This is a genomic window from Mycolicibacterium obuense, from assembly GCF_055397605.1.
Genome location: NZ_AP043663.1, coordinates 1429316 through 1450838, shown reverse-complemented (window position 1 = coordinate 1450838; position 21523 = coordinate 1429316). Strand labels below are relative to the sequence as shown.

General features: G+C 67.6%; 21 protein-coding genes. 9 read left to right on the top strand and 12 right to left on the bottom strand.

Annotation, left to right across the window (positions count from 1 at the left end):
- Positions 1–33 precede the first annotated feature (33 nt).
- On the top strand, positions 34–1254 hold the full coding sequence (locus ACZ50N_RS06990) for an EAL domain-containing protein (RefSeq protein ID WP_464474985.1): 1221 nt from the start codon (positions 34–36) through the stop codon (positions 1252–1254).
- 13 nt (positions 1255–1267) lie between these two features.
- On the opposite strand, the gene ACZ50N_RS06985 is transcribed toward ACZ50N_RS06990, so the two are convergent.
- Complete coding sequence (locus ACZ50N_RS06985) at positions 1268–2890, bottom strand: sensor domain-containing protein (RefSeq protein ID WP_464474984.1); 1623 nt, start codon at positions 2888–2890, stop codon at positions 1268–1270.
- Between the two features lie 182 nt (positions 2891–3072).
- On the opposite strand from ACZ50N_RS06985, the gene ACZ50N_RS06980 reads away from it, so the two are divergent.
- Genes ACZ50N_RS06980 through ACZ50N_RS06965 form a run of 4 tightly spaced genes read left to right on the top strand, consistent with a single transcriptional unit; the run spans position 3073 to position 7073 of the window.
- A complete protein-coding gene (locus tag ACZ50N_RS06980) occupies positions 3073–4233 on the top strand; it encodes a beta-ketoacyl synthase N-terminal-like domain-containing protein (RefSeq protein WP_464474983.1) in 1161 nt (386 codons plus the stop codon).
- 35 nt (positions 4234–4268) lie between these two features.
- Complete coding sequence (locus ACZ50N_RS06975) at positions 4269–5156, top strand: sulfurtransferase (protein WP_046362559.1); 888 nt, start codon at positions 4269–4271, stop codon at positions 5154–5156.
- Positions 5153–5566 (top strand): SufE family protein, encoded by a 414-nt coding sequence (locus tag ACZ50N_RS06970; protein ID WP_046362546.1) that lies wholly within the window; start codon positions 5153–5155, stop codon positions 5564–5566. The genes ACZ50N_RS06975 and ACZ50N_RS06970 overlap by 4 nt, the downstream gene beginning before the upstream one ends.
- Before the next feature lie 49 nt (positions 5567–5615).
- Positions 5616–7073 carry a sensor domain-containing diguanylate cyclase gene (locus tag ACZ50N_RS06965; RefSeq protein WP_464474982.1) on the top strand — a complete coding sequence of 486 codons (1458 nt, stop codon included), beginning with the start codon at positions 5616–5618 and terminating at the stop codon, positions 7071–7073.
- Here the strand turns inward: ACZ50N_RS06965 and ACZ50N_RS06960 are convergent.
- On the bottom strand, positions 7058–7537 hold the full coding sequence (locus tag ACZ50N_RS06960; protein ID WP_464474981.1) for a nitroreductase family deazaflavin-dependent oxidoreductase: 480 nt from the start codon (positions 7535–7537) through the stop codon (positions 7058–7060). The two genes, ACZ50N_RS06965 and ACZ50N_RS06960, sit on opposite strands and share 16 nt — an antisense overlap.
- 172 nt (positions 7538–7709) lie before the next feature.
- Between ACZ50N_RS06960 and ACZ50N_RS06955 the strand changes: the two genes are divergently transcribed.
- Positions 7710–8030, top strand: a complete 321-nt coding sequence (locus ACZ50N_RS06955; protein ID WP_046362547.1) for a hypothetical protein — start codon at positions 7710–7712, stop codon at positions 8028–8030.
- Between the two features lie 7 nt (positions 8031–8037).
- Here ACZ50N_RS06955 and ACZ50N_RS06950 read toward each other — a convergent pair whose 3' ends face one another.
- From ACZ50N_RS06950 to ACZ50N_RS06905, 10 genes are read right to left on the bottom strand one after another with little or no spacing between them, the layout of a single operon-like run.
- The gene (locus ACZ50N_RS06950; protein WP_464474980.1) at positions 8038–9102 is read right to left on the bottom strand and encodes an ABC transporter ATP-binding protein; all 1065 of its coding nucleotides are present in this window, start codon (positions 9100–9102) and stop codon (positions 8038–8040) included.
- A 4-nt stretch (positions 9103–9106) separates the two neighbouring features.
- Entirely contained in the window at positions 9107–9973 is an 867-nt protein-coding gene (locus ACZ50N_RS06945) for a carbohydrate ABC transporter permease (RefSeq protein ID WP_111510440.1), read from the bottom strand.
- The gene (locus ACZ50N_RS06940; RefSeq protein WP_464474979.1) at positions 9970–10926 is read right to left on the bottom strand and encodes a carbohydrate ABC transporter permease; all 957 of its coding nucleotides are present in this window, start codon (positions 10924–10926) and stop codon (positions 9970–9972) included. The genes ACZ50N_RS06945 and ACZ50N_RS06940 overlap by 4 nt, the downstream gene beginning before the upstream one ends.
- 6 nt (positions 10927–10932) lie before the next feature.
- Positions 10933–12213: an ABC transporter substrate-binding protein gene (locus ACZ50N_RS06935; protein ID WP_464474978.1), complete on the bottom strand. Its 1281-nt coding sequence runs from the start codon at positions 12211–12213 to the stop codon at positions 10933–10935.
- Positions 12214–12238: 25 nt separating this feature from the next.
- On the bottom strand, positions 12239–13543 hold the full coding sequence (melA, locus tag ACZ50N_RS06930) for an alpha-glucosidase/alpha-galactosidase (RefSeq protein WP_464474977.1): 1305 nt from the start codon (positions 13541–13543) through the stop codon (positions 12239–12241).
- Positions 13540–14484, bottom strand: a complete 945-nt coding sequence (locus ACZ50N_RS06925; RefSeq protein ID WP_046364300.1) for a DMT family transporter — start codon at positions 14482–14484, stop codon at positions 13540–13542. Before ACZ50N_RS06925 ends, melA begins: the two co-directional genes overlap by 4 nt.
- Positions 14481–15476: an N-acetylglucosamine kinase gene (locus ACZ50N_RS06920; protein ID WP_048422299.1), complete on the bottom strand. Its 996-nt coding sequence runs from the start codon at positions 15474–15476 to the stop codon at positions 14481–14483. The genes ACZ50N_RS06925 and ACZ50N_RS06920 overlap by 4 nt, the downstream gene beginning before the upstream one ends.
- A complete protein-coding gene (locus tag ACZ50N_RS06915) occupies positions 15476–16609 on the bottom strand; it encodes an SIS domain-containing protein (protein ID WP_073682746.1) in 1134 nt (377 codons plus the stop codon). Before ACZ50N_RS06915 ends, ACZ50N_RS06920 begins: the two co-directional genes overlap by 1 nt.
- Positions 16606–17925, bottom strand: coding sequence for a D-tagatose-bisphosphate aldolase, class II, non-catalytic subunit (locus ACZ50N_RS06910; RefSeq protein ID WP_464474976.1), 1320 nt, complete (start codon positions 17923–17925; stop codon positions 16606–16608). Before ACZ50N_RS06910 ends, ACZ50N_RS06915 begins: the two co-directional genes overlap by 4 nt.
- Positions 17925–18794 (bottom strand): class II fructose-bisphosphate aldolase, encoded by an 870-nt coding sequence (locus ACZ50N_RS06905; RefSeq protein WP_464474975.1) that lies wholly within the window; start codon positions 18792–18794, stop codon positions 17925–17927. Before ACZ50N_RS06905 ends, ACZ50N_RS06910 begins: the two co-directional genes overlap by 1 nt.
- A 130-nt stretch (positions 18795–18924) precedes the next feature.
- Here ACZ50N_RS06905 and ACZ50N_RS06900 point away from each other — a divergent pair, with 130 nt between their 5' ends.
- Genes ACZ50N_RS06900 through ACZ50N_RS06890 form a run of 3 tightly spaced genes read left to right on the top strand, consistent with a single transcriptional unit; the run spans position 18925 to position 21443 of the window.
- The gene (locus ACZ50N_RS06900) at positions 18925–19704 is read left to right on the top strand and encodes a DeoR/GlpR family DNA-binding transcription regulator (protein ID WP_046364305.1); all 780 of its coding nucleotides are present in this window, start codon (positions 18925–18927) and stop codon (positions 19702–19704) included.
- A gap of 14 nt (positions 19705–19718) precedes the next feature.
- Positions 19719–20798 (top strand): GGDEF domain-containing protein, encoded by a 1080-nt coding sequence (locus ACZ50N_RS06895; RefSeq protein ID WP_073682747.1) that lies wholly within the window; start codon positions 19719–19721, stop codon positions 20796–20798.
- A 57-nt stretch (positions 20799–20855) separates the two neighbouring features.
- The gene (locus ACZ50N_RS06890; protein ID WP_133413469.1) at positions 20856–21443 is read left to right on the top strand and encodes a TetR/AcrR family transcriptional regulator; all 588 of its coding nucleotides are present in this window, start codon (positions 20856–20858) and stop codon (positions 21441–21443) included.
- Positions 21444–21523 lie beyond the last annotated feature (80 nt).

Genomic DNA, 21523 nt, shown 5'->3' with positions numbered 1-21523 from the left:
TCGATCATGCGCCACCACCGGACTAGGGGACCGATGACGGACCAGCTCACCGCGGCTGCGGCAGGCGTCGGCCTGGAACCCAGTTTCCAGCAGGTCGTCTCGCTGCCCGACGGAGCCGTTGTCGGCTACGAGGCGCTGGCCCGCTGGCCCGGCATGGACGGGCTCGGCCCGCTCGAGGTGTTCGCCCATGCCAAGCGGACGTGCCAGCTCGACGCACTCGATCGACACTGCATCCACTCTGCCGCCCGCGGCGCTCTCGACGGCGCCTGGCGCCCCGGCATGCTGCTGCTCATCAACTGCGAACCGACCACCTCGAACATCGACATGGAGGTGACCAGCGCGCTGGCCACGGCGGCCTCCGCCTTCGACGTGGTGTTCGAGTTCACCGAGCGCGGACTGCTGACCAACCCGCGGGCGCTCCTCGGCAAAGTCGCTTCGCTGCGCGCTCACGGTTTCAAGATCGCCATGGACGACCTTGGCGCGCATTCGGATTCACTCGCGCTGCTGGACATCATCCAGCCCGAGTTCCTCAAGCTCGACCTCAACCTGGTGCAGCGCCAGCCCGACCGCGTGCAAGCACGGACCATCGCCGGTGTCATCGCCCATCACGAACGCACCGGTGCGGTGATCGTCGCTGAAGGCATCGAAACCGAGGAACACCTCGAGCAGGCCCTGGCCTACGGCGCCACACTCGGCCAGGGGTACCGCTTCGGCCGGCCCGGCGCGCTGACCCACGCCCCTGATGCGTTCATCGGACCATCGCACGCCTCGATCGTTCCGCTGGCCGACGATGCATCGACCTTCGCGTTGGTCCGCGACCGTCTGCGGCCCCGCACGGTGCGTTTCGACACCCTGCACGAGCTGTCGCGGCACATCGAGCGATTGGCCACCACCGCCGAAAGTCCGCCCATGGTGCTGGCCACCGTCCAGGACCAGTCGAAGCTCAGTGACGCGACGATGCGTACCTACACCAAGCTCGCGCGACGGGCGCCGCTGGTCGCGATGTTCGGCGCCAACGTGCCCGACGACCTGGGCAACGGTCTGCGCGGCGTCCACCTCGCCGCCGGCGATCCGCTGGTGCACGAATGGACGATCCTCGTCCTCGGCCCGGACATCGCCGCCGGCCTGATCGCCCGCGAAGTATCACCCCCGGGCACTCCGCAAGCCGACCGCCGCTTCGACATGGTGATCACCTTCGATCGCTCCCTCGTCACCCTGGGCGCCCGCTGCCTCCTGAGCCGCCTCGCCGCCTAGACACACCGCCTCGTCACCCGAAAGACGTTCCCGCGCGGAGGATCTTGGCCCGATACATCGCCGCGTCCGCGTCACGCAGAATGTCCTCGACGGTGCGCTCGTCCTCCGCCGACAGCTCCGTTACTCCCATGCTGACGCTGACCTTGCGAAGCCTGCCACCGAAGTGAATCGGCTTGTCGAACTCGCCATGCATGCGCGCGGTCAGCGCTTCCAACGCCGGACGGTCCAGAGATCCGTACAGCAACACCACGAATTCGTCGCCACTGAGGCGGCCGACGAAATCGTCGTCCCGCACACTGTTCCGCAGTCGCCGCGCGGTTTCGCGCAGTGCCTCATCACCGGCGTGATGGCCCAGATCGTCGTTGATGGCCTTCAGGTTGTCGAGATCGACGAACAGCACCGCCGCCGGTGACCGGGCGTCCGTCGTCACGGCCTGCACGAGCCTGACTTCGATCTGAGCGCGGTTGGGCAGCCCCGTGAGCGGGTCGTGGTGGGCCTGGTAGGTGAGGTCGGCTTTGACATTGTGCTCTTCGGTGATGTCGGCGAACGACACGAGCAGCGCTGAATTCTCCGCATCGTCCGGGTCGAGCAGACAACAGTTGACCGACAGCCACGCACGTGAACCGTCCGCCCGCCCGATTCCCACGACCATGTTCTCCAGCGGCGCGTTGGCGAACATCAGCTTGACGGAGCCCAGTTCGTTGTCGCCGATCTTGACGCCTCGGCGATTGAAGACCGGAAACGTGAGAGCGCCGCTGGTGTAGTCGGCAACCAATCCGTCACTGCCCAACCGCAGGATCCGCCGGGCCGCCGGGTTGATCGACTGGGGTTTTCCACGTCGATCGAGAACGACGACTCCGTCATGCAGGGACCGCACGACCGACTCGAAGTGAACCTCTGCTCGCCGCCGCGCGGTGTAGTCCGAACACAGCACCACGTGACCGTCGCCCATCGGGGTGACCGACAGCCTCACGTTGACCGGGCAGCCGTCGGCGGAGCGGTGCGTGGCGTGCACGACCCCTCCGCCGGCGACGATGCCGGCCAGATCGACATCGCCATCGACAGCTTCGTTGATCGGCAGGCCCAGAGCGCGCTCGGCCGGACGCCGATAGATCGCCGCTGCGGCCGCATTCCAACTGACGACGACTCCGTCCGCCGTCGTGGCGATGATGGCGTCACTGACATGATTCACCAACGCCGCCTGGTAGCGCAGCGTCGCCTCAGCGGCCTTCTGCGCGGTCAGGTCGCGGAAGATGACCTGGTAGGCGGGCTCGCCATCCCAGCTCGTCAACACCGATACCGCTTCTACCTCCAGCGGGCTGCCGTCGAGACGCCGAAGAACGGCTTCTGAGGCCGGTGAGCTGTCGCCTTCCTCGGACAGCGCGAGAATCCGCGTCAGCATCGGGCCGATCGAGTCGGGCTGCACGAAATCAGTGATCGGCCGCCCCACCAATTGCTCGGCGCTGTCCGCCCCGAATCCTCGCGCCCCAGCCGGGTTGACGTAGACCACGCGACCATCGGAATGCACGCACATCGGGTCAGGGCTGACGTCGACCAGCCGCCGGTAACGCTCTTCCGCCGTGTCGACGTGGCGTTCTGAGTTGCCCGTGGCGCTCGATTCCGCCGTTGTACTCACACTCCCCCCGGACAATCCGTTTGCTGCGCAATCACATTCAGCAACTACGGCAGAAGCTGTCACGACGTGCGCTGCTCCTGAGTATGGCCGCGACCTGGCGATTGGGCTAGTGCTCTGCCGCGAATTGGGGGCTAATCAAACCAAGGCCCCGCCGGGGCACGACGACCACAGAGGGGAATCACATGAGTACTGCACATATGGGTATCGCGGGAATCGGGGCTGTCACCGGCTACGGCTGGGGCCGGAAGGCTCTGTGGAACGGGCTGGCCAGCGGGAAGCCCGCCGCCACGCTGTACCCAGGTTTCGGGCCTGGCGAGAACGACGACGCCTGGTTGGCCCGGGTCCCCGACGAGGGCGACCCCCGCGACGGTTTGACCCGCTTCGCCCAGGCGATGCGCGCGGCAGCGCGCGAAGCCATCACCGACGCCCGCCAGCGCGGCTGGACCCCCGGGCCGAGAGTGGGCCTGTTGCACGCCGTCGTGATCGCCGAGGTCGAGGGCTGGCGCGCGTTCTATCTGGAGGATCACGCCAATCGGCGTATCCGCGACTACCTGGCGTTGATGCCGTCGACTCCGGTGTCAATGCTGATGCAGGAGTACGGCTTTCACGGTCCTGCGATGAACGTGTCGGCGATGTGCGCGTCGGGGAATGCCGCGCTCATCACCGCCAAGATGTGGTTGGACACAGGCATGGTCGACGACGTCGTGTTCGTCTCGACCGACCTGTCGCTGACGCCCGAGAATGTCGAGCATTTCGTCCGACTCGGCGTGGGTGTCGTCGACACCGACCCGCTCGACGCTTGCCGTCCGTTCCAGCACGGCAGCCGGGGATTCCCGGCCGGCGAGGCCGCCGTGGCGTTCGTGCTGTCCCGACGAAGTGACGCGCCGTATGTGCACGTGCTGGGCGGCGCGATGACGCACGACGCCTTCCACCTCACCTCGGTGGACCCGTCCCGAAGCGAGGTGGACCGCTGCGTCCTCGACGCGTTGGCGTCCTCCGGGGTCGACGCATCCGATATCGCTTACCTGAACGCGCACGGCCCCGGCACCCAGCAGTGCGACACGGTTGAGGCGGCTGTTCTCGACGAGGTACTCGGCGGCGCCGCCCAGATCTATTCGGTCAAGCCACTGACGGGACACTGCCAAGGCGCGGCGGCCGCCGTCGAGGTCGCCGCCGCGGCGCTGGGTTACGCCGAGGAACAGGTGCCCGCCCCGCCGACCGTCGCGCCCGGCCATCCCCGACTGCTGGACGGCCTCACCCCGATGCTGTCCGGGCTGACCCTGAAAACCTCGCTGGGCATGGGAGGCCACAACGCGGCCGTCGTCCTCGCCCCTGCTGAGTGAGGGTGCCTGCGGCACTCACCGGTAGGCTGTCTGACGTGCCGCTACCGCCTGATCCCAGCCCCGCGCTGCAGTCCTACGCCCACCCCGAACGGCTCGTGACCGCCGACTGGCTGTCGAGCAATCTCGGACGGCCGGGTCTGGCCATCGTCGAATCCGACGAGGACGTACTGCTCTACGACACCGGCCACATCCCCGGTGCGGTGAAGATCGACTGGCACACCGACCTCAACGACCCGAATGTGCGTGACTACATCACCGGCGAGCAGTTCGCCGCGCTGATGGATCGCAAGGGCATCTCCCGCGACGACACCGTGGTGATCTACGGCGACAAGAGCAACTGGTGGGCCGCCTACGCGCTGTGGGTGTTCACGCTGTTCGGCCACCCCGACGTCCGCCTGCTCGACGGCGGCCGCTCGCTGTGGATCAACGACCACCGCGACACCACGCTCGACGTGCCGGACAAGCAGACCACCGGCTACCCCGTCGTCGACCGCAACGACGCCCCCATCCGCGCCTACAAGGACGATGTCCTCGCCGCGCTGGGGAAGGAACCGTTGATCGACGTGCGCTCCCCGCAGGAGTACACCGGCGAGCGCACCCACATGCCCGACTACCCCGAAGAGGGCGCACTGCGCGGCGGCCACATCCCGACCGCGGTGTCCGTGCCGTGGGCCAAGGCCGCCCAGGACAACGGAAAGTTCCGCAGCAGAGCCGAACTCGACGAGCTCTACGGTTTCCTCCCGGCCGACGGGAACACGATCGCCTACTGCCGCATCGGTGAGCGCTCCAGCCACACCTGGTTCGTGCTGACCCATCTGCTCGGCCGCGAAGGTGTGCGCAACTACGACGGTTCGTGGACCGAGTGGGGCAATGCCGTGCGGGTGCCCGTGGCCGTCGGGGAAGAGCCGGGCGACGCACCGTGAGCATGCCTCCGGCGCTGGCCGAGGTGGTCTCCGATTTCGGAGAGGTCGAAGGCCAGGACAAGCTCGCCATGCTGCTGGAGTTCGCGAACGAACTCCCCGAGCTGCCTTCGTCTTTGGAAGAGGCGGCGATGGAACCGGTCCCGGAGTGCCAGTCCCCGCTGTTCCTCCATGTCGACGCTGACGACCGCGATCACGTGCGGCTCTACTTCAGCGCGCCCGCAGAGGCACCCACCACGCGCGGGTTCGCCGCGATCCTCGCCGCGGGCTTGGACGGCCAGTCCGCTGACGACATCCTCGCCGTCCCCGACGACTTCTACACCGACCTCGGCCTCGGCGCTCTGATCAGCCCGCTGCGGCTGCGCGGAATGTCGGCGATGTTGACTCGCATCAAACGCCGGCTTCAGAGCTGATCCCGTTTTATTGTTGATCGGGAAAATAAGCTCGCCGTGAGGGGGTCTGGTGTCAGCAGAGGCGTTGCCGATCCCCTCTGCAGGGCCCCGGTTCGCCGAAGCTGACTACGTGCGGGGGATGACGCGGCTCGCCGACGTCATCCAGCAGCTCTCCCTCGCGCGCACGATGGATGAGGTCCAGCGCATCGTCAGCGCCACCGCCCGAGACATCACCGGCTGCGACGGAGCCACCTTCGTGCTGCGCGAAGAGCACATGTGCTTCTATGCCGACGCGGACGCGATCGCTCCCCTGTGGAAGGGCCGACGCTTCCCGATGCACAGCTGCATCAGCGGATGGACCATGCTGCACAAGCAGGCCGCGGTCATCCCCGACATCTACCTCGACGACCGCATCCCGCACGACGCGTACCGCCCGACCTTCGTCAAGAGCTTGGTCATGGTGCCGGTGCGCCGCCGCGACCCCGTCGGCGCCGTCGGCGCGTACTGGGCCGAGCAGCGCACGCCCACCGAGCACGAAGTGGCGCTGGTGCAGGCGCTCGCCGACGCCACATCGGTGGCGATCGAGAGCGTGAAGATGCACGCCGCCCTGAAGCAGATGACCGCCGAACGGCAGGATTCGGCGCCCGCGGCGCCGTCGGGCATGGACGCGACGTTCGCCGCGGCGTTCGCGAACTCGCCGCTCGGCATGGCCGTCGTCGGGCTCGACGGCAGCTTCCAGCGGCTCAACCGCGAGTTCTGCCGCATCACCGGATATCCCGAGCATGAGCTGATGCGCCTGACGTTCCAGGACATCACGCATCCCGACGATCTCGACATCGACCTTGCCGAGGCGTCGCGACTGCTCGCCGGCGACATCGCGAGCTACCAGATGGACAAGCGCTACTACTCCCGCGACGGACACGTCATCTGGGTCCGGCTCTCGGTGTTCGTGGCCTACGACGACTCGGGCCAGCCGCTGGCCTTCATCTCCCACATCGAGGACATCTCGGCGCGTCGCCGGGACGAGGAGATTCTCCGGCGCCGAGCCACACTCGACGCGCTGACCGGCGTCTACAACCGCAGCAGGTTCGACGAAGAGCTTGCCAAGTACGCCGCGCAGGCCTCGCCGCACGCGACCGCCGACCCGGCCGCCGTGTTCATGATCGACCTCGACGGTCTCAAGCAGATCAACGATCGACACGGCCACATCGCGGGCGACGCCTACCTCAAGACCGTCGCCGACACCATCAGCCGTCGGTTACGCCTCTCCGATGTCGTCGCGCGGATCGGCGGTGACGAGTTCGCCGTCCTGCTGCCGCACACCACCGTTGCGCACGCGCAGCAGCTGGCCCAGACGCTGGTCGACCAGGTCGGTGCGCTGTCCCCCGGCGGCATCTGCATCGGGATCGCGATGGTTACGCCGGACACCGTTGACGATGCCCTGGAGCGTGCGGATCAAGCCATGTACCGCGCGAAGAGGTCGGGCGGAAGTGACTGGTGCGGGCCCGAGCCCTACCTGACGGACTGATCCGGCGTCAGCACGATCACCGGGATCTGCCGCGTGGTGCGCTTCTGGTACTCGGTGAAGTAGGGGTACATCGCGACGAGGCGTCGCCACAGCTCGGGCCGCTCCTGCTCGCCGGCAAGCGCAGCGGTCACGCCGATCTTCTCTCCGCTGACCTCAAGCGTCGCCGACGGATCGGCCTTCAGGTTGCGCCACCAGACCGGGTCGGTGTCGCTACCCGAGTACGCCGCCGCGATGACGAATCGGCCGGCGTCGCGGATGTAGATGACGGGCACCGTGCGGGGCTTGCCTGTCTTGGCGCCGGTGACGGTCAGCAGCATCGTCGGATACTTCGCGTTCTGGGCGCGACCGCCGGTGAGTCGATACGCCGTCGCATGCAGCGAGCTGAACGTTCGGGTCACCGGGCGCATCGCCGGACGACGCAGTACGTCGCTCACCGCGTTGAAGACGTGCGCCGCGATGCTCATGGCTGCAGCATGCCAGGTCTGCTCGCCGGCGTTACGGCCGAGATTGCGTTCAGGGTTACCGGCGCGACCCTCAGCGCAATCTGGCCCAGAGGCACTCCGAACATGCATCCCTCGGGTAACGTCTGCCACTCGGGGGACGACGTGTGAAGCAACACCTAACTTGGGGGGACCCTTGGCAGTTCTGACGATCAAGACCATCTCGATGACGAAGCGTTCGGCGCTGACGCTGGCCGCGCTGGCCGCCGCGATGACGGCGGGCGCCATGAGCTTCGGCGCAGCCATGGCCCATGCCGACGACATGCGGCCCAGCCCCTGGGTGAAGAGCGGCGGTGCGGACGAGGTCCGCAGGGACGCCACGCAGGGCGAGGTGCGCGACGGTTACATCCTGGCCCCCGCCGGCGGCGCGATCCGCCAGTCCCCGATCGCCACCCCCAGCACCAAGGCCGGCGGCTTCAGCGGCGTACGCGTCGGCCCCGGCATCGGCGGCTGGTAGACCGGCTCTACGGCAACGCTTTTCCGGTCTCGGCGTCGAACAGGTACGTCTTCTGCCGGGGAACGATCAATCCGATCGGCGCGCCCGCGTCGTATGCCGCACCCGCCGGCGCCTGCGCGATCACCCGCGTCGGCTCCGGGGTGTCCACCACCGCTGTCACCAGGGCGTGGCTGCCCAGCGGTTCGACGAAATCGACCCGCGCCGGAACAGCGCCCTCGGCATCGGCACTGCCCAGCTGCAGATGCTCCGGTCGCACCCCGACCGTCACCGGGCCGTCAGCGCACTGCACCGAGTGCAGCTCCGCGCCTCCCAACTGCAGCCTGCCCGCCTTGACGATCCCGGGCAGCAGATTCATCGGCGGGCTGCCCATGAACGCAGCCACGAATGTGTTCGCCGGACGGTGGTACACGTCGTCGGTGCTGCCGATCTGCTGCACCTCACCGGCGGCCATCACGCACAGCCGATCTCCCAGCGTCATCGCCTCCACCTGATCGTGGGTGACGTAGACCGACGTGACCGGCACCTCGCGATGCAACCGCTTCAGATCACCGCGAACCTGGTTGCGCAGCTTGGCATCCAGATTCGACAGCGGTTCGTCGAGCAGGAACGCCTGCGGCTCCCGCACCAGCGCCCGGCCCATCGCCACCCGCTGGCGCTGCCCACCGGAGAGCTGACCAGGCTTGCGGTTCAACAACTCCCCGATCTGTAACAGCTCCGCGGTGTCGCGGACCCGCCGCTCGATCTCCGCCCGCGGCGTCTTGCGTTGCTTGAGCCCGTACGCCAGGTTCTTGTACACCGTCATGTGCGGGTACAGCGCATAGTTCTGGAACACCATCGCGATGTCCCGCTGCCCCGGGCCCAGCCCGTTGACCACCTGCCCGCCGATGCGGATCTCACCGTCACTGGGTTTGTCCAGACCCGCCAGCAGCCGCAGCGCCGTGCTCTTGCCACACCCCGACGGGCCCACCAGGATCAGGAACTCGCCGTCGGCCACCGTCAGGCTCAAGTCCTTGAGTGCGGCGACGCCACCGGCGTAGCGGCGGGACACATTGCGAAACTCGACCTCTGCCAACGTCCTACCCCTTGATTCCGGTACTGGCGACCGACTGCACGAAATACCGCTGCGCGACGACGAACACCAGCAGCATCGGCAACAGGCTCATCACGTTGGCGGCCATCAGCAACGGCCACTGCACGTGGTGCGCCCCTTGGAAATAACTGAGGCCCAACGGGATCGTCATCTGATCCTGGGACGTGATGACGATCAGCGGCCACAGGAAGTCGTTCCACGACGTCAGCACCGTCAGAGCCGCCAGCGTCGACATCGCCGGCATCGACAACGGCAGCACGATCTTGAACAGCACCCCCAACCGCGACGTACCGTCGACGCGCGCGGCCTCTTCGAGTTCGACCGGCACGGTCTGGAAGAACTGTCGCAGGAAGAAGATCCCGAACGCGGTCGCAAGATTCGGCAGCATCAACGCACCGATGTGGTCGATACCCAAGCCCTCCCACACGTTGTCACCGAACCACTTGACGATCAGGAACACCGGGATCATCGTCACCTGGAACGGCACCATGAGAGTGGCCATCAGCGTCACGAACAGCGCTCCGCGGCCGAGGAATCGGATACGCGCGAACGCATACCCCGCGAGGCTGCACACCACGAGATTGCTGATCAACACCACCGCGGTGACCGTCAGGCTGTTGAGGAAGAAATGCCCGAACGGCGCCTGCGCCCACGCCTCGGTGTAATTCGCGAACCGCGGTGACGCCGGGAACAGCACCGGCGGGAAGTGATTGGCCTCCCCCTCGGTCTCCAGCGACGTGATGAGCATCCACAGCAGCGGCACGATCAACAGGAAGCTCAGCGGGATCAGCACCAGGTGCCACGGACTGAACGGCAGCCGCCAGCGGGTCGTCGTTGTCAGCGTGGCCGTCATGGGTGGTGCGCGAATCTGCGAGCCAGCCGGAACTGCACGGCCGTGACGATCAGGATGACGACGAACAGCGCGTAGGCCATCGCCGCCGCGTAGCCGGCGTCGAAGTGCACGAACGCCTGGTCCCACAGGTAGTAGACGATCACGGTGGTGGCGCGCAGCGGGCCGCCGCGGGTGGTGGCGTACACCTCGTCGAACAGCTGCAGCGCGTTGATCGTGAGCCACACCAGCAGGAACAGATTCGCCGGACCCAGCAGCGGCACCGTGATGGTGCGGAACCGGGTGACCGCACTGGCCCCGTCGATGGCCGCCGCCTCGTGCAGTTCCTGTGGAACACCCTGCAGCGCAGCCAGATACACGATCACCGAGAAGCCCGTCCAGCCCCAGATGGTCATCGCGACGATCACGTAGATCGCCTGCGACGGCGAGGCCAGGAACGGCTGCGACGGCACCCCGACCGCGTTCAGCGCGGCGTTGACCAGACCGTAGTCACGGTCGGTGAGCCACAGGAAGATGATGCCCTGGCTGATCGTCGACACCGCCATCGTGATGTAGGCCGCCGTCCGGTACACCGAGATGAAGCGCACCGAGCGGTTCATCGCCGCCGCGACCAGCAGCCCGACGATCATCGTGCCCGGCACGAACAGCGCCGTGTAGATGATCGTGTGCTTGATCGCATCCAGGAACACCGGATCGTCGGCCATCTTGCGGTAGTTGTCGAACCCCACCCACGGCGTTTCCGGCGTCAGCAGGTCGGACTTCTGGAACGACAGCTGCAGCGACATCAGCACCGGCAGCAGACCGAAGATCCCGATCAGCACCATCGCCGGAGTGACCAGCGCCCACCCGGTCAGCCCGTCGGTGCCTTGCGGTCGCCACCGGCGCCGTGGCCGGGCGGGTGGCGGCGCGGGCGGTGCCGCCACCCCCACATCCGAACCGGCGTCAGTGGTCACCATCTCCAGCTACTTCTCGGCCAGCTTCGCGTCCGCCGCCTTCGCGGCGTCGTTCAGTGCGTCCGCGGGCTGTTGCTTACCGAGCATGACCCCGACGATCGCCTGCCCCAGCGCGTCGGAGACGTCGGGGTACTGCTCGACGGTGGGGCGGACCTTCTTCACGTTGTTCAGATTCTCCACGAACGCCGCTGTGCCCGGGACATTTTGGTTCAGCTTGTCGAGCACCCCCTGGTCCCTGCCGACCGACTGCCGGATCGGCAGATCGCCGGTGCCCAACGAGAACGCCTTGACCTGCTCAGGAGCCGAGAGCCACTTCACGAAGTCGACGGCCGCCTGCTTCTTCTTGTCCCCGTTGTTGAACACCACCCAGTTGTCCGGGCCGGCGATGGTCTGATGACCACCGGGTGACCCGGCGAAGGTGGGCATGACCTGAACGTCGTAGTCGATGTCGGTGAGCTGCGACAGATCCCACGGACCGGTGACGAGCATCGCGACCTTGCCGCTGTTCATCAACTTCGGGCCGTTCTCGTTGGTGGTGTCCAGGTACAGCGACTTGTCGGTGACGGCCATCTGCTGCAGCACGCTGAGCGCCTTGACGCCTGCCTCGGAGTTGAACACGGCCTTCTCGTTGTCCGGAGACAGGATGTCCCCACCGGCCTCCCACAGCATCGGGATGTAGTGCCAGACGGTGTCCTCGCTGCCGTCGGCCGGGATCAGCCAGCCGTACTGCCCCTTACTGGGAATGGTGAGTTTGGCTGCGGCGGCGCGGAAGTCGTCCCACGTCCAGTCCGGGCTGGGCGGCGCGACACCCGCGTCGGCGAACAGCTTCTTGTTGTAGACGATCGCGAGGTTGTCCACCAGCGCCGGCACCCCGACGACCTTCTCGCCGACCGTGGCCGCTTCGCGCTCGGCGGGATAGAAGTCGTCCCACTGCCAGTCCGGCTTCTTCACCTCATCGGCCATGTCGACCACCTGAGGGATCTGCGCGATGTTGGGTGACCACGAGCCGAACATGTACGCCACATCGGGCGCACTGCCGCCGCGCACGGCGGTCAGCACCTTCTGCAACACCAGGTCGTTGCTGGAATACAGCTCGTTGACCTTCACATCGGGATGGTCCTTGTTGTATTGCGCGATCAGGCCTTTGAACACCTCACCCTCGGTGTCCTGGTAGCCGTGCCACACCGCGATCTCGGTGGGACCGGACGACGACGATCCCCCGCCCCCGCACCCGGCGAGGACGAGCGCGATGACGGCGAGCAGTGCAATGCAGAGGCGGCGTCTGATCACGGTGGACACTCCTTAGTGGTGGGCCTTAGTGGTGGATACGCAACGATTCGGGTAGCAGATCTGAATGCGCGGCGCTCAGTTCGTCACACAGATCGGCGATCTGATCGACGCTCAGCGACGCGGCGGTGTTCGGGTCCACCATCGCGGCCGCGCGCACCAGTCGAGGGTCGCCCTCGACGGCGGCGCGCACGGTCAGATCGACAGGGCCGAGGAAGTTCCGGTTCAGCGCCGCGCACTGCGGCGGCAGATCGCCCACCGCCATCGGATGCGCGCCGAGCGAGTCGAGCAGCGTCGGCACCTCCACGGCCAGCCCGTCGGGCAGGTTGGAGATCAGGCCGGCGTTCGCCACGTTGGCCGAGATCACCCGCGGCGTGCCGGTCTCCAGCGAATGGATGACCTGCGGGGCGTACTCGGTGGACTCCGTGTCGATCGGCAGGGTGTCGGTGCCGGCCAATTCGGTTCGCACACGGTGGTATTCGGCGATGTTCGCCTCGCTGATACCGACATACTCACCGATGTTGAGCCGCAGCCGCTCGACTTCGTCGGGGTTGTGCAGGTACCACGGCACGTACTCGCTGCTGTGTTCGCTGGTCTCAGTCGGGTAGTAGCCGAGCCGGCGGTACATGTCGACCCGCACGCGGCGCTGCAGTTCCGGATCGGCGGCGATGCGCTCGTCGAGCAGCGGGTAGAGATTCTGGCCACCGCGCTCCCAGCGCAGCACCCACGCCTGGTGATTCACGCCCGCCGACCAGTAGGACACCTCGTCGTAGGGCACGTCGATGAGCTCGCACAGGCCGACCATCGTCCAGTACACCGAATGGCAGAGCCCCAGCACCTTCAGGTTCGGCGCGACCCGCTGCAGGTAGGTCACGTTCATCGCCATGGGGTTGGTGTAGTTGAGCAGCCATGCGTCCGGGCACATCTCGGCCATGTCGGCGGCGATGCCGGCGAGCACCGGGAAGGTCCGCAACCCGCGGAAGATGCCACCGACCCCGATGGTGTCGGCGATGGTCTGGTTCAGCCCGTACTTCGCGGGAATCTCGAAGTCCCGCACCGTGGCCTCGTGCCCGCCCACGGCAATCGTGTTGATGACGTAGTCCGCGCCGTCGAGCGCGCGGCGGCGATCCGTGGTGGACACCACCTCCGGCTGCGCGCCGGCCGCCCGGGCGGTGGCCCGGGCGATGCTCTCGGCGGTCTCGAGCCGTTCGTCGTCGATGTCGTGCAACACCACGCGCACCGAGCCGAGTTCAGGGAACGACAGGATGTCGCCGAGAAGCTCGCGGGTGAACTCGACGCTGCCCGCGCCGATGATCGCGATCGTCGGCTTCACTGACGGGTGCCCTTCGTGGTGGGCTCCAGCACGGCCGCCGTCGGCTCCTCGCCGCGCTTCTCGTCGGCATAGACCATCAGCGTCGAGCCGACCAGAGCCAGCACGATGCCGATGGCGCCGTAGGGGCTGGGCAGCGTCTGGTAGGCGATCAGCGACACCACGATGGTCAGCGCCGGGGCGAGTGCGTTGGTGGTCGGCGCGACGATCGAGGCCTTGCCGCGGGCCAGCGCCATCACCAGGAACAGCGCGCCGACCGCGTTGAGCAGCTGGGTGCCGGCCGTCAACAACGGCGCCTTCCACCCGAAGTCGAGCGGTAGGCCGCCCATCGAGAGGATCGCGACGGGGATCAGCGCGAGCCCGCTGATCGCCATCCAGCCGAACGTGGTGGCCTCGTTGACGCCCAGGGTCGCGGTCTTGCGCATGAAGTAGGCCTGCACGCCCCACGCCACGCAGATCACGACGGCCAGCAACAGCCACGGACCCGTCGAGGCGTCGGAATCGCTGCTGGTGATGCTGAACAGCACGATCGCGGCCAGGGCGCAGATCAGCCCGACGATCGCCAGGCCGCGAATGCGTTCGCGCAGTAGCACCATCGCCATCAGCACGGTGATCGCCGGGGAGATCGACACGATCGGGAAGATCAGGTAGGCCGGGCCGATCGTCAGCGCCTGGAACAGCAGCAGCTGGCCGCCCGCGCCGGTGAGACCGATCAGCAGACCGTAGATCGTCGCTTCCTTGCGGGTGTCGAACTTCTGCCCCTTGAGTGCGAACGCGGCCGGGATGATCATCGTCAGCGCCCATATGCAGTAGATCATCTCGTCGGGGTAGCCGTACCAGTTCGCGGGCAGCGCGGAGAACGCGCCCCACACACCCCAGAACAGGATCAGCAGGGTGGCGTAGAAGATCCAGCTGCGGGCCGGCTTGGCGGTGGTATCGGTCATGGTGTGCTCACCTTCTCGGATGTGGTTGCAGTCGTCGACAATTCGGCGATCGCTGCAGTGCTCAACGCGTGGCCGCTGTGTTTGGCCGCGTACAGCGCGGCACCGACCGCCGGGTCGAGCAGCGGCTGCCGCAGGTCGTAGTGCGCGGGAAGGGAACGCAGCGCGGTGGTGAAGCCTTCGCGGAGCGTCGGGTCGGAGAACATGCCGCCGGAGTACGACACCGGAACCGTCTCGCCGTCGGTGAAACCGACTAGCTGTCGGGTGGTTTCGATCAGCGCGACGAGTTCGGCGACGGCGTCGTCGAGGATCAGCGACGCGGCGGTGTCGCCTTCCTGCGCGGCCTGGCAGACCGTGGTCGCCAGCGCGGCGATGGAGCCGCGGCTCCCCTTCCACGTATCGATGACCAGGCTGACCACGTCGAGATCGCCCCCGACCTCCAGGCGCGCCTTGAGCAGATCGTAGAGCGGGCCGCGCGGCATGCGGCCGTCGCTCATCCGGCTGAACGCGTTCAGGCCGCGGGTGGCGACCCAGTAGGCCGACCCCTCGTCCCCGAAGAGCTCACCCCAGCCGCCGACACGGTGCCCGACACCCTGGCGCTCGCCGTAGGTCATCGACCCGGTGCCGCTGATGACGTTGATGCCGTCCTCGCCGCCGAGCGATCCGGCCCAGCCGCACACCATGTCGTTGTCACAGCTGTACCGGTCGTGGCCGAGGACCCCGGCCGGTACCGCGTCGAGTGCCGCGATGTCGGCGCTGGCCTCGCCGTAGCCGGGCAGGCCGAAGAACGCGGCGTCGATTGCGGCGGTGTCGATACCGGCCTGGGTACAGATGTCGGTGATGCCCTGGCGCAGAACGCGTTCGACGACATCGAAGCCGTCGTTGAAGTAGTAAGACGTCGGAGCGGTGGCGCGGGCCAGCACGTGGCCGGCGTCGTCGATCAACACGAACGCCGTCTTCGACCCGCCGCCGTCCACACCGAGGTAGCGGGCCATCACCGGGCTCCGGCCATTGGATAGATCGTGACGCCGCGCACGACCCGGCTCACTTCGCCCGACGGGAACGGATTGTCGGGCGTCTTGCCGTAGTCCAGCGACGTGAACAGCGCCAGATACTGGCCGAACACCAGATACGGCAGCGCGACCAGCGCGTCGGGCAGATCGTCGAGGCCGGGTAGCACCAGCGCCGCGCCGTACTCGTCGGGGATCGGGACCGCGGAGATCACGCGGACCGCGTCGGCGCCGAGCTGGCTGCGCAACTCGGCGATGATGTCGAGGTCGTAGCGGCGGGTGTAGGGGTCGGTGGACACGTACACGACCGCGAGGGTGTCCGCGTCGAGCACCGATTTCGGTCCGTGCCGGAAGCCGAGCGGCGAATCGAAGTAGGTGACCACCTCACCGGCGGTCAATTCCAGCAGCTTGAGGGCTGATTCGCGCGCCAGCCCCTCCAGCGGCCCACTGCCCAGATAGACGAATCGCTGCTTCTTGCTCTGCGCGAGCGCACGGATGTCGTCCTGCAGGCCGGCGACGTGTTCGGCGGCGCGGGCCAGCGCCTCGACCTGGTTCGACTGCGCGGGACCGAGCATCAGCAGGCAGGTGAGCAGCATCGAGGTCAGGCTCGAGGTCATCGCGAAACCTGAATCGTTGGTGCGGTCGGGCATGTAGACCACCAGCGAGTCCGGGCGGTCGGCGTGGGCGCGGCCCAGCTTGCCCTCGCGATCGCACGTGAGCACCAAATGCCACACCTGATCGACGAGCTGGTCAGCCAGGGCTGTGGTCGCCAGGCTCTCCGGACTGTTGCCGCTACGCGCGAACGACACCAGCAGCGTCGGGGTTTCGGGCTCGAGGTGATCGAGCGGGCTGGCCACGATGCTGGTGGTGGCGATCGGCTCGACGCGCCGGTGCAGGTGCCGGCGCAGCAGCGGGGCGGCGATCTCGCCGGCGAACGCCGAGCTGCCCGCCCCCGTGAGGATGATCCGCAGATCGGGGCGAGCCAGCAGCTCCCGAACGAAGGTCTCGGCGTGCTCGTCGGAGCGGCCTGCCACCTCCCGCCACGCGTCGGGCTGCTGGCCGATCTCGAGAATGGTTGCGCCGCCGTCTTTCTGGTCGGGCACAGACGTCTGGGTCATCGTGGGTCACCTCCGGGGTTGTCGGCGCGGCACGCGGCGGCGTAGGGCCGCAGCGCGTCGCGGACGCGGTCGACCACGAGGGCCTGGGCGTCGTGGTCGAGCAGGCCGGCGCGGATGCGCTCGTATTGCATGGGCAGGAATTGACTGATCAGCGGCAGCGGGATACCGACGCGGTCGAGGTTGGCCAGCAGTGTGCGCCGTGCGGCATCGACCTCCTCGTCGGCCCAGTAGTAGCGCAGCCGATCGCTGTAGCTGTAGCGCCGGGCGGTGCGCTGCGCGACAGGATCGCCCTCGTAGTAGTCCTGCCAGTACCTGGGCTCGGTGAGCATGCGCCGCTCGATCACCTCGATGAGGTTCGAGCGCGAGGGCCGCGGCACCAGCTCGGTCTCGATCATCGCCAATGCGAACAGCGCCTCGCGCATCGCAAAGGTCAATCCCGGTCCGACTTTGAGGACCGCCCAATGGTCCTCGACGAGCTCGCGAAGCTGTTGGGGGCGTTGGTAGTCCGTCGAGTGCGCTTCGAAGACAAGGTGTCCCTCGTCGTCGAGCACTCTGCGAAGGTCCGCGGTGGCTGCGCGCTCGTAGTCGATGACCTGAAGATGGTCGAATTCGACGCCGGGCTGCACGACGAGTGCCATCACCCGCGGCCACACGTCGTCGTGGCCGACGGCGGCGAACGCGCTGCGGTGGGCGGCCAGCGTGGCGCGCGCCGCGTCGGCGGGTGTCGGGGTGAGCCGGTCCAGCGTCTCGTGGGCGCCACCGGGGACGGGCACCTCGGTGCCGATCACGTAGACCGGCGCGTCGACACCGGCCTGCCGCGCGGTCTTCTCCGCGACCGCCAGCAGCCGCGCGCTGCGCTCGGCGACGACCTCGTCGGAGAGCACGGCAGGATCGTCGGCGCAGCGCATGCTGCAGTCCAGATGGATCTTGCGGTAGCCCGCCGCCACGTACGCGGCGATCAGTGTCTCCGCGTGCCCCATGGCGACCTCGGCGCTCTCCCGCTGCCACCGATTCGGGCCGAGGTGATCACCGCCCAGGACCACGCGGTCGCGAGCGAAACCCTGCGCGTCGGCGATGCCGACCACCAGGTCACGGAAGTCGTTGGGCCGCATGCCCGTATAGCCGCCGAACTGATCGACCTGATTCGACGTCGCTTCGATCAGCACGAACCCGCCGTCGGCGGCCGCCTGCACGATCGCGGCCTCCAACACCGTGGGGTGCGCCGAGCACACCGAGTAGACCCCGACGGGCTCGCCGGCCTTGTGCCGCTCGATCATGTCGGCGAGCCAGTCGACCCGCAGCATCTGAGCGCCCATCACACCTGCACCTCCGCGACCACGCGGCACAGGTGGGCCACGGTCTCGGCCACCGCCTCGCGGGCCGGCACCAGATACTTGCGCGGATCGGTCAGTGCGGCATCGGACTCCAGCACGCCACGCACCGCTCCCGTGTAGGCGATGTTGAGCGCGGTACCGACGTTGACCTTGCGGATACCGGCGGCCACCGCGGCGCGCAGGTTGTCATCCGACACCCCCGACGAACCATGTAGCACAAGCGGAATCGGTACCTTGGCGGCGATGTCGCGGATCAAAGCCATGTCGAGTTCGGCGTCACGGGTGGTCATCGCGTGCGAGCTGCCGACGGCAACCGCCAGCGCGTCCACCCCCGTCTGCGTCGCGAACGCCTCCGCCTCGCCGGGATCGGTGCGGGCACCGGGCTCGTGCGCGCCGAGCACACGGCCGTCCTTGCCGCCGACCTGACCGAGCTCCGCCTCCACGAACAATCCGGCCGCGTGGGCTCGCTCGGCGAAAGCTGCTGTCTGACCGACATTCTCGTCGGCGTCGAGGTGCGCCGCGTCGATCATCACCGACGTGACGCCGAGAGCAGGTGCTGAGCCGATCACCTCGTCGAGCAGAGCGGCATCCTGGATGTGATCGAGATGGACGGCCAGAGTTGCCGCCGACCTGCCGGCGATCTGCGCGCACGCGGCCGCGATCGGGGCGAGCGCCCCGCCGTGGAACCGCACGGTGTTCTCGCTGATCTGGATCAGCGCGGCCGCCCCCGCACGCTCGACGCCCGCGGCTATCCCCTCGGCATGCTCGACAGTGATGGCGTTGAAAGCCAAGACAGCGCAGCGATTTTCGATCGCCGCGGCGACGAGGTCGGAGGTCGACGCCAGGGTCACGCGGTGGTTCCCTTCGCCAGATGTGTGCGGTGCATCACTCGACTATGAGAAGCTCCCTGGCGAACGCGCAATACCAATCGGTCAAACGATCAGGAAAACTGATCGCTCGCTCATTCCGAGGAGTTCCCCGATGTCGATCAAGCGCACCGACCGGATGCGGGAGGTGCTGTCCGTACTGCGGGACCGCGGCGAGGTCGCATCGACCGTGCTGTGCACCGAACTGCGCATCTCCCCCGCCACACTGCGCCGCGATCTGGCCGAACTCGAGGAGCAGGGCCTGCTGGTCCGCACGCACGGCGGCGCGAAGGCTCTCGACCCCAGCGGCAGCGAGATCCCCGTGCGCTTGCGCGACCACCGCATGGTCGCGATCAAGCGCCGCATCGCCCAGCACGCCGCCGCGCTCATCCCGCCCGGTCCGCAGGCCGTCGCACTCACCGGCGGCGTCACCACCGGTGAAGTGGCCCGCGCCCTCAAGGGGCGACGCCACATCACCGTCGTCACCAACTCGTTGACCATCGCCGCCGACTGCGCCGTCGACGCCCACATGAAGGTGATCGCGACCGGCGGGCTCGTCCGCGCGAATTCACTGGAGGCCGTCGGCCCGATGTCCGAGCACGCGTTCCAGGTGATCACCGTCGGCACCGCAGTCCTGGGCGCCGACGGAATGTCGGCCGAGATCGGCGCCACCACCTACGACGAGGCCGAGGCCCGCACCGCGATCGCGATGGCATCCAACGCCCAGCGCGTCGTCGTCGCCGTCGACGGGTCCAAGATCGGCAACGTGACACTGGCCAAGATGGTCGCACCGGCCCAGATCGACCACCTCGTCACCGATTCCACGGCCGACCGCGACCAACTCGAACGCATCTCGGCCGCCGGCGTGCAGGTGCACGTCATCGACGTGGAGTGACGGAGGGGGTATCGGTGAGCGCGGCGCAGCAGTGGTGGGCACTGCCCGACCAGTACGACTGGCTGTCGGGCTACCTGCACGCCCGCCGTTTCGACCGTCCGGTCCGCATCGGAATGGCCATGATCTCCGGCGCGGCAGTCCTGTTCCCGCTCAACGCCCTTTACGACCCGGGCCAAGTGCACGGCCGCGTCTTCCTCGTCGTCAGCGTGGTCGTTGCGGCCGTGCATCTCGGCTGGCTGGTGCTGTGGCTGGCGCGCTGGCCCACCCGCGGCCAGTCGATCGCCTACGGCCTGTGCTTCTCGGCCAGCGTCGCCGCGTCGACCTGGATTGCCGGCGTACCGAGCATCGGCCTCGTCGGATGCACGGCGCTGGCGCTGCCGGGCATCTACTTCGCGTTCTTCCATTCCAGCCGGCTGGTCGCCGTCAACTTCGCGGTCGCGCTGGCCGTCGCGGGCTACCACTCCGTCGACCTGATCCGCGACGGGCAGGCGATCCTGGCCGCCTCGATGATCGTCCTCGTTCTGCAACTCAATGCCGTTGTGCCGCTGGTCTTCCAGATCGCCGTCCACGCACTCGGAATCGACCTCATCCAATCCGACCGTGACCCGCTGACCGGACTACTCAACCGCCGCTCGTTCGAGCGTGAAGTCGTCAGAGCGGTCCTCGACGGTCAGCACAGCGGCTCCCACCTCGTACTGGTGATGATCGACCTCGATCGCTTCAAGGCGCTCAACGACGCCAAAGGGCACAGCACCGGTGATGACGCGCTCGTCTCGATCGGCCACGCGCTCACCGCCGAGATGCCCGCATCGTCGGCCATCGGCCGGGTCGGCGGTGAAGAGTTTCTCGTCGCCGACATCGTCGCCGCCACGCAGATCCCCGCACTCGCCGAGCGCGCCCGACACGCCATCACGTTGGGCAGACATTCGTTGACGGCCAGCGTCGGTACGGCCGCCATCGACACCGCCGGCATCGACAGCACCAACATCGTCGACACCCTGCAGCGGCTCACCGCGCAGGCCGACGTCGCGATGTATCAGGCCAAGCGTGCCGGCGGAAACCGCGTCCACCACTACGTCTCCGACGCAAAGTGACCGATCCGTCACGGCGACCGCCAGACAGCGACGATTCGAAAGCGTCACACTGGTCAGATGTCGATCTCGGAGCCGCCGCGGGGTCTGCGGCACCGCAAGAAGATTGCCACCCGCCGCGCCATCCGGCGGGCCGCAATCCACCTGTTCGAACAGCAGGGGTTCGCCAACACCACCATCGAGCAGATCGCCGCGGCGTCCGACGTCTCGGCCCGCACCTTCTACCGCTACTACGCCACCAAAGAAGCCGTACTGATCTGCGACCAGGCCGAACCGATCGTCGCCGCGTTCCGCGATGCCCCCGCCCACCTGTCCCCCGTCGCGGCGTACCGGCACGCCGTCAACGCCTACTTCGCCGGCTTGAGCGACGACGACCGGCACGACACCATCGTCGCCCAGCACATGCTGTATTCGCTGCACGAGACGCGCGGCGTGCTCTACGCCGAATACACCGAGCTGATGGCTCTGATGACCGACGCGTTGCAGTACCGCCCGGGACCGTCACTGGGCCTGGCGGAGCGCCGCGTCATCGCCGGCGCGATCATCGGCGTGCTGATGGCCGTCTCCGACGGAGAACCGCTGCCCGAAGAGTCGCTCGGCAACGCCCTGGACATCCTCGAGTCCACCCTCGCGCCGCCGGTCCGCTGAGAGTTACTGGCGGGTAAGGGACCGGCTCGCCGAGACTCGGATTGCGGCGCTTAAACTCCCTCGGGATACATTCTTTAAGA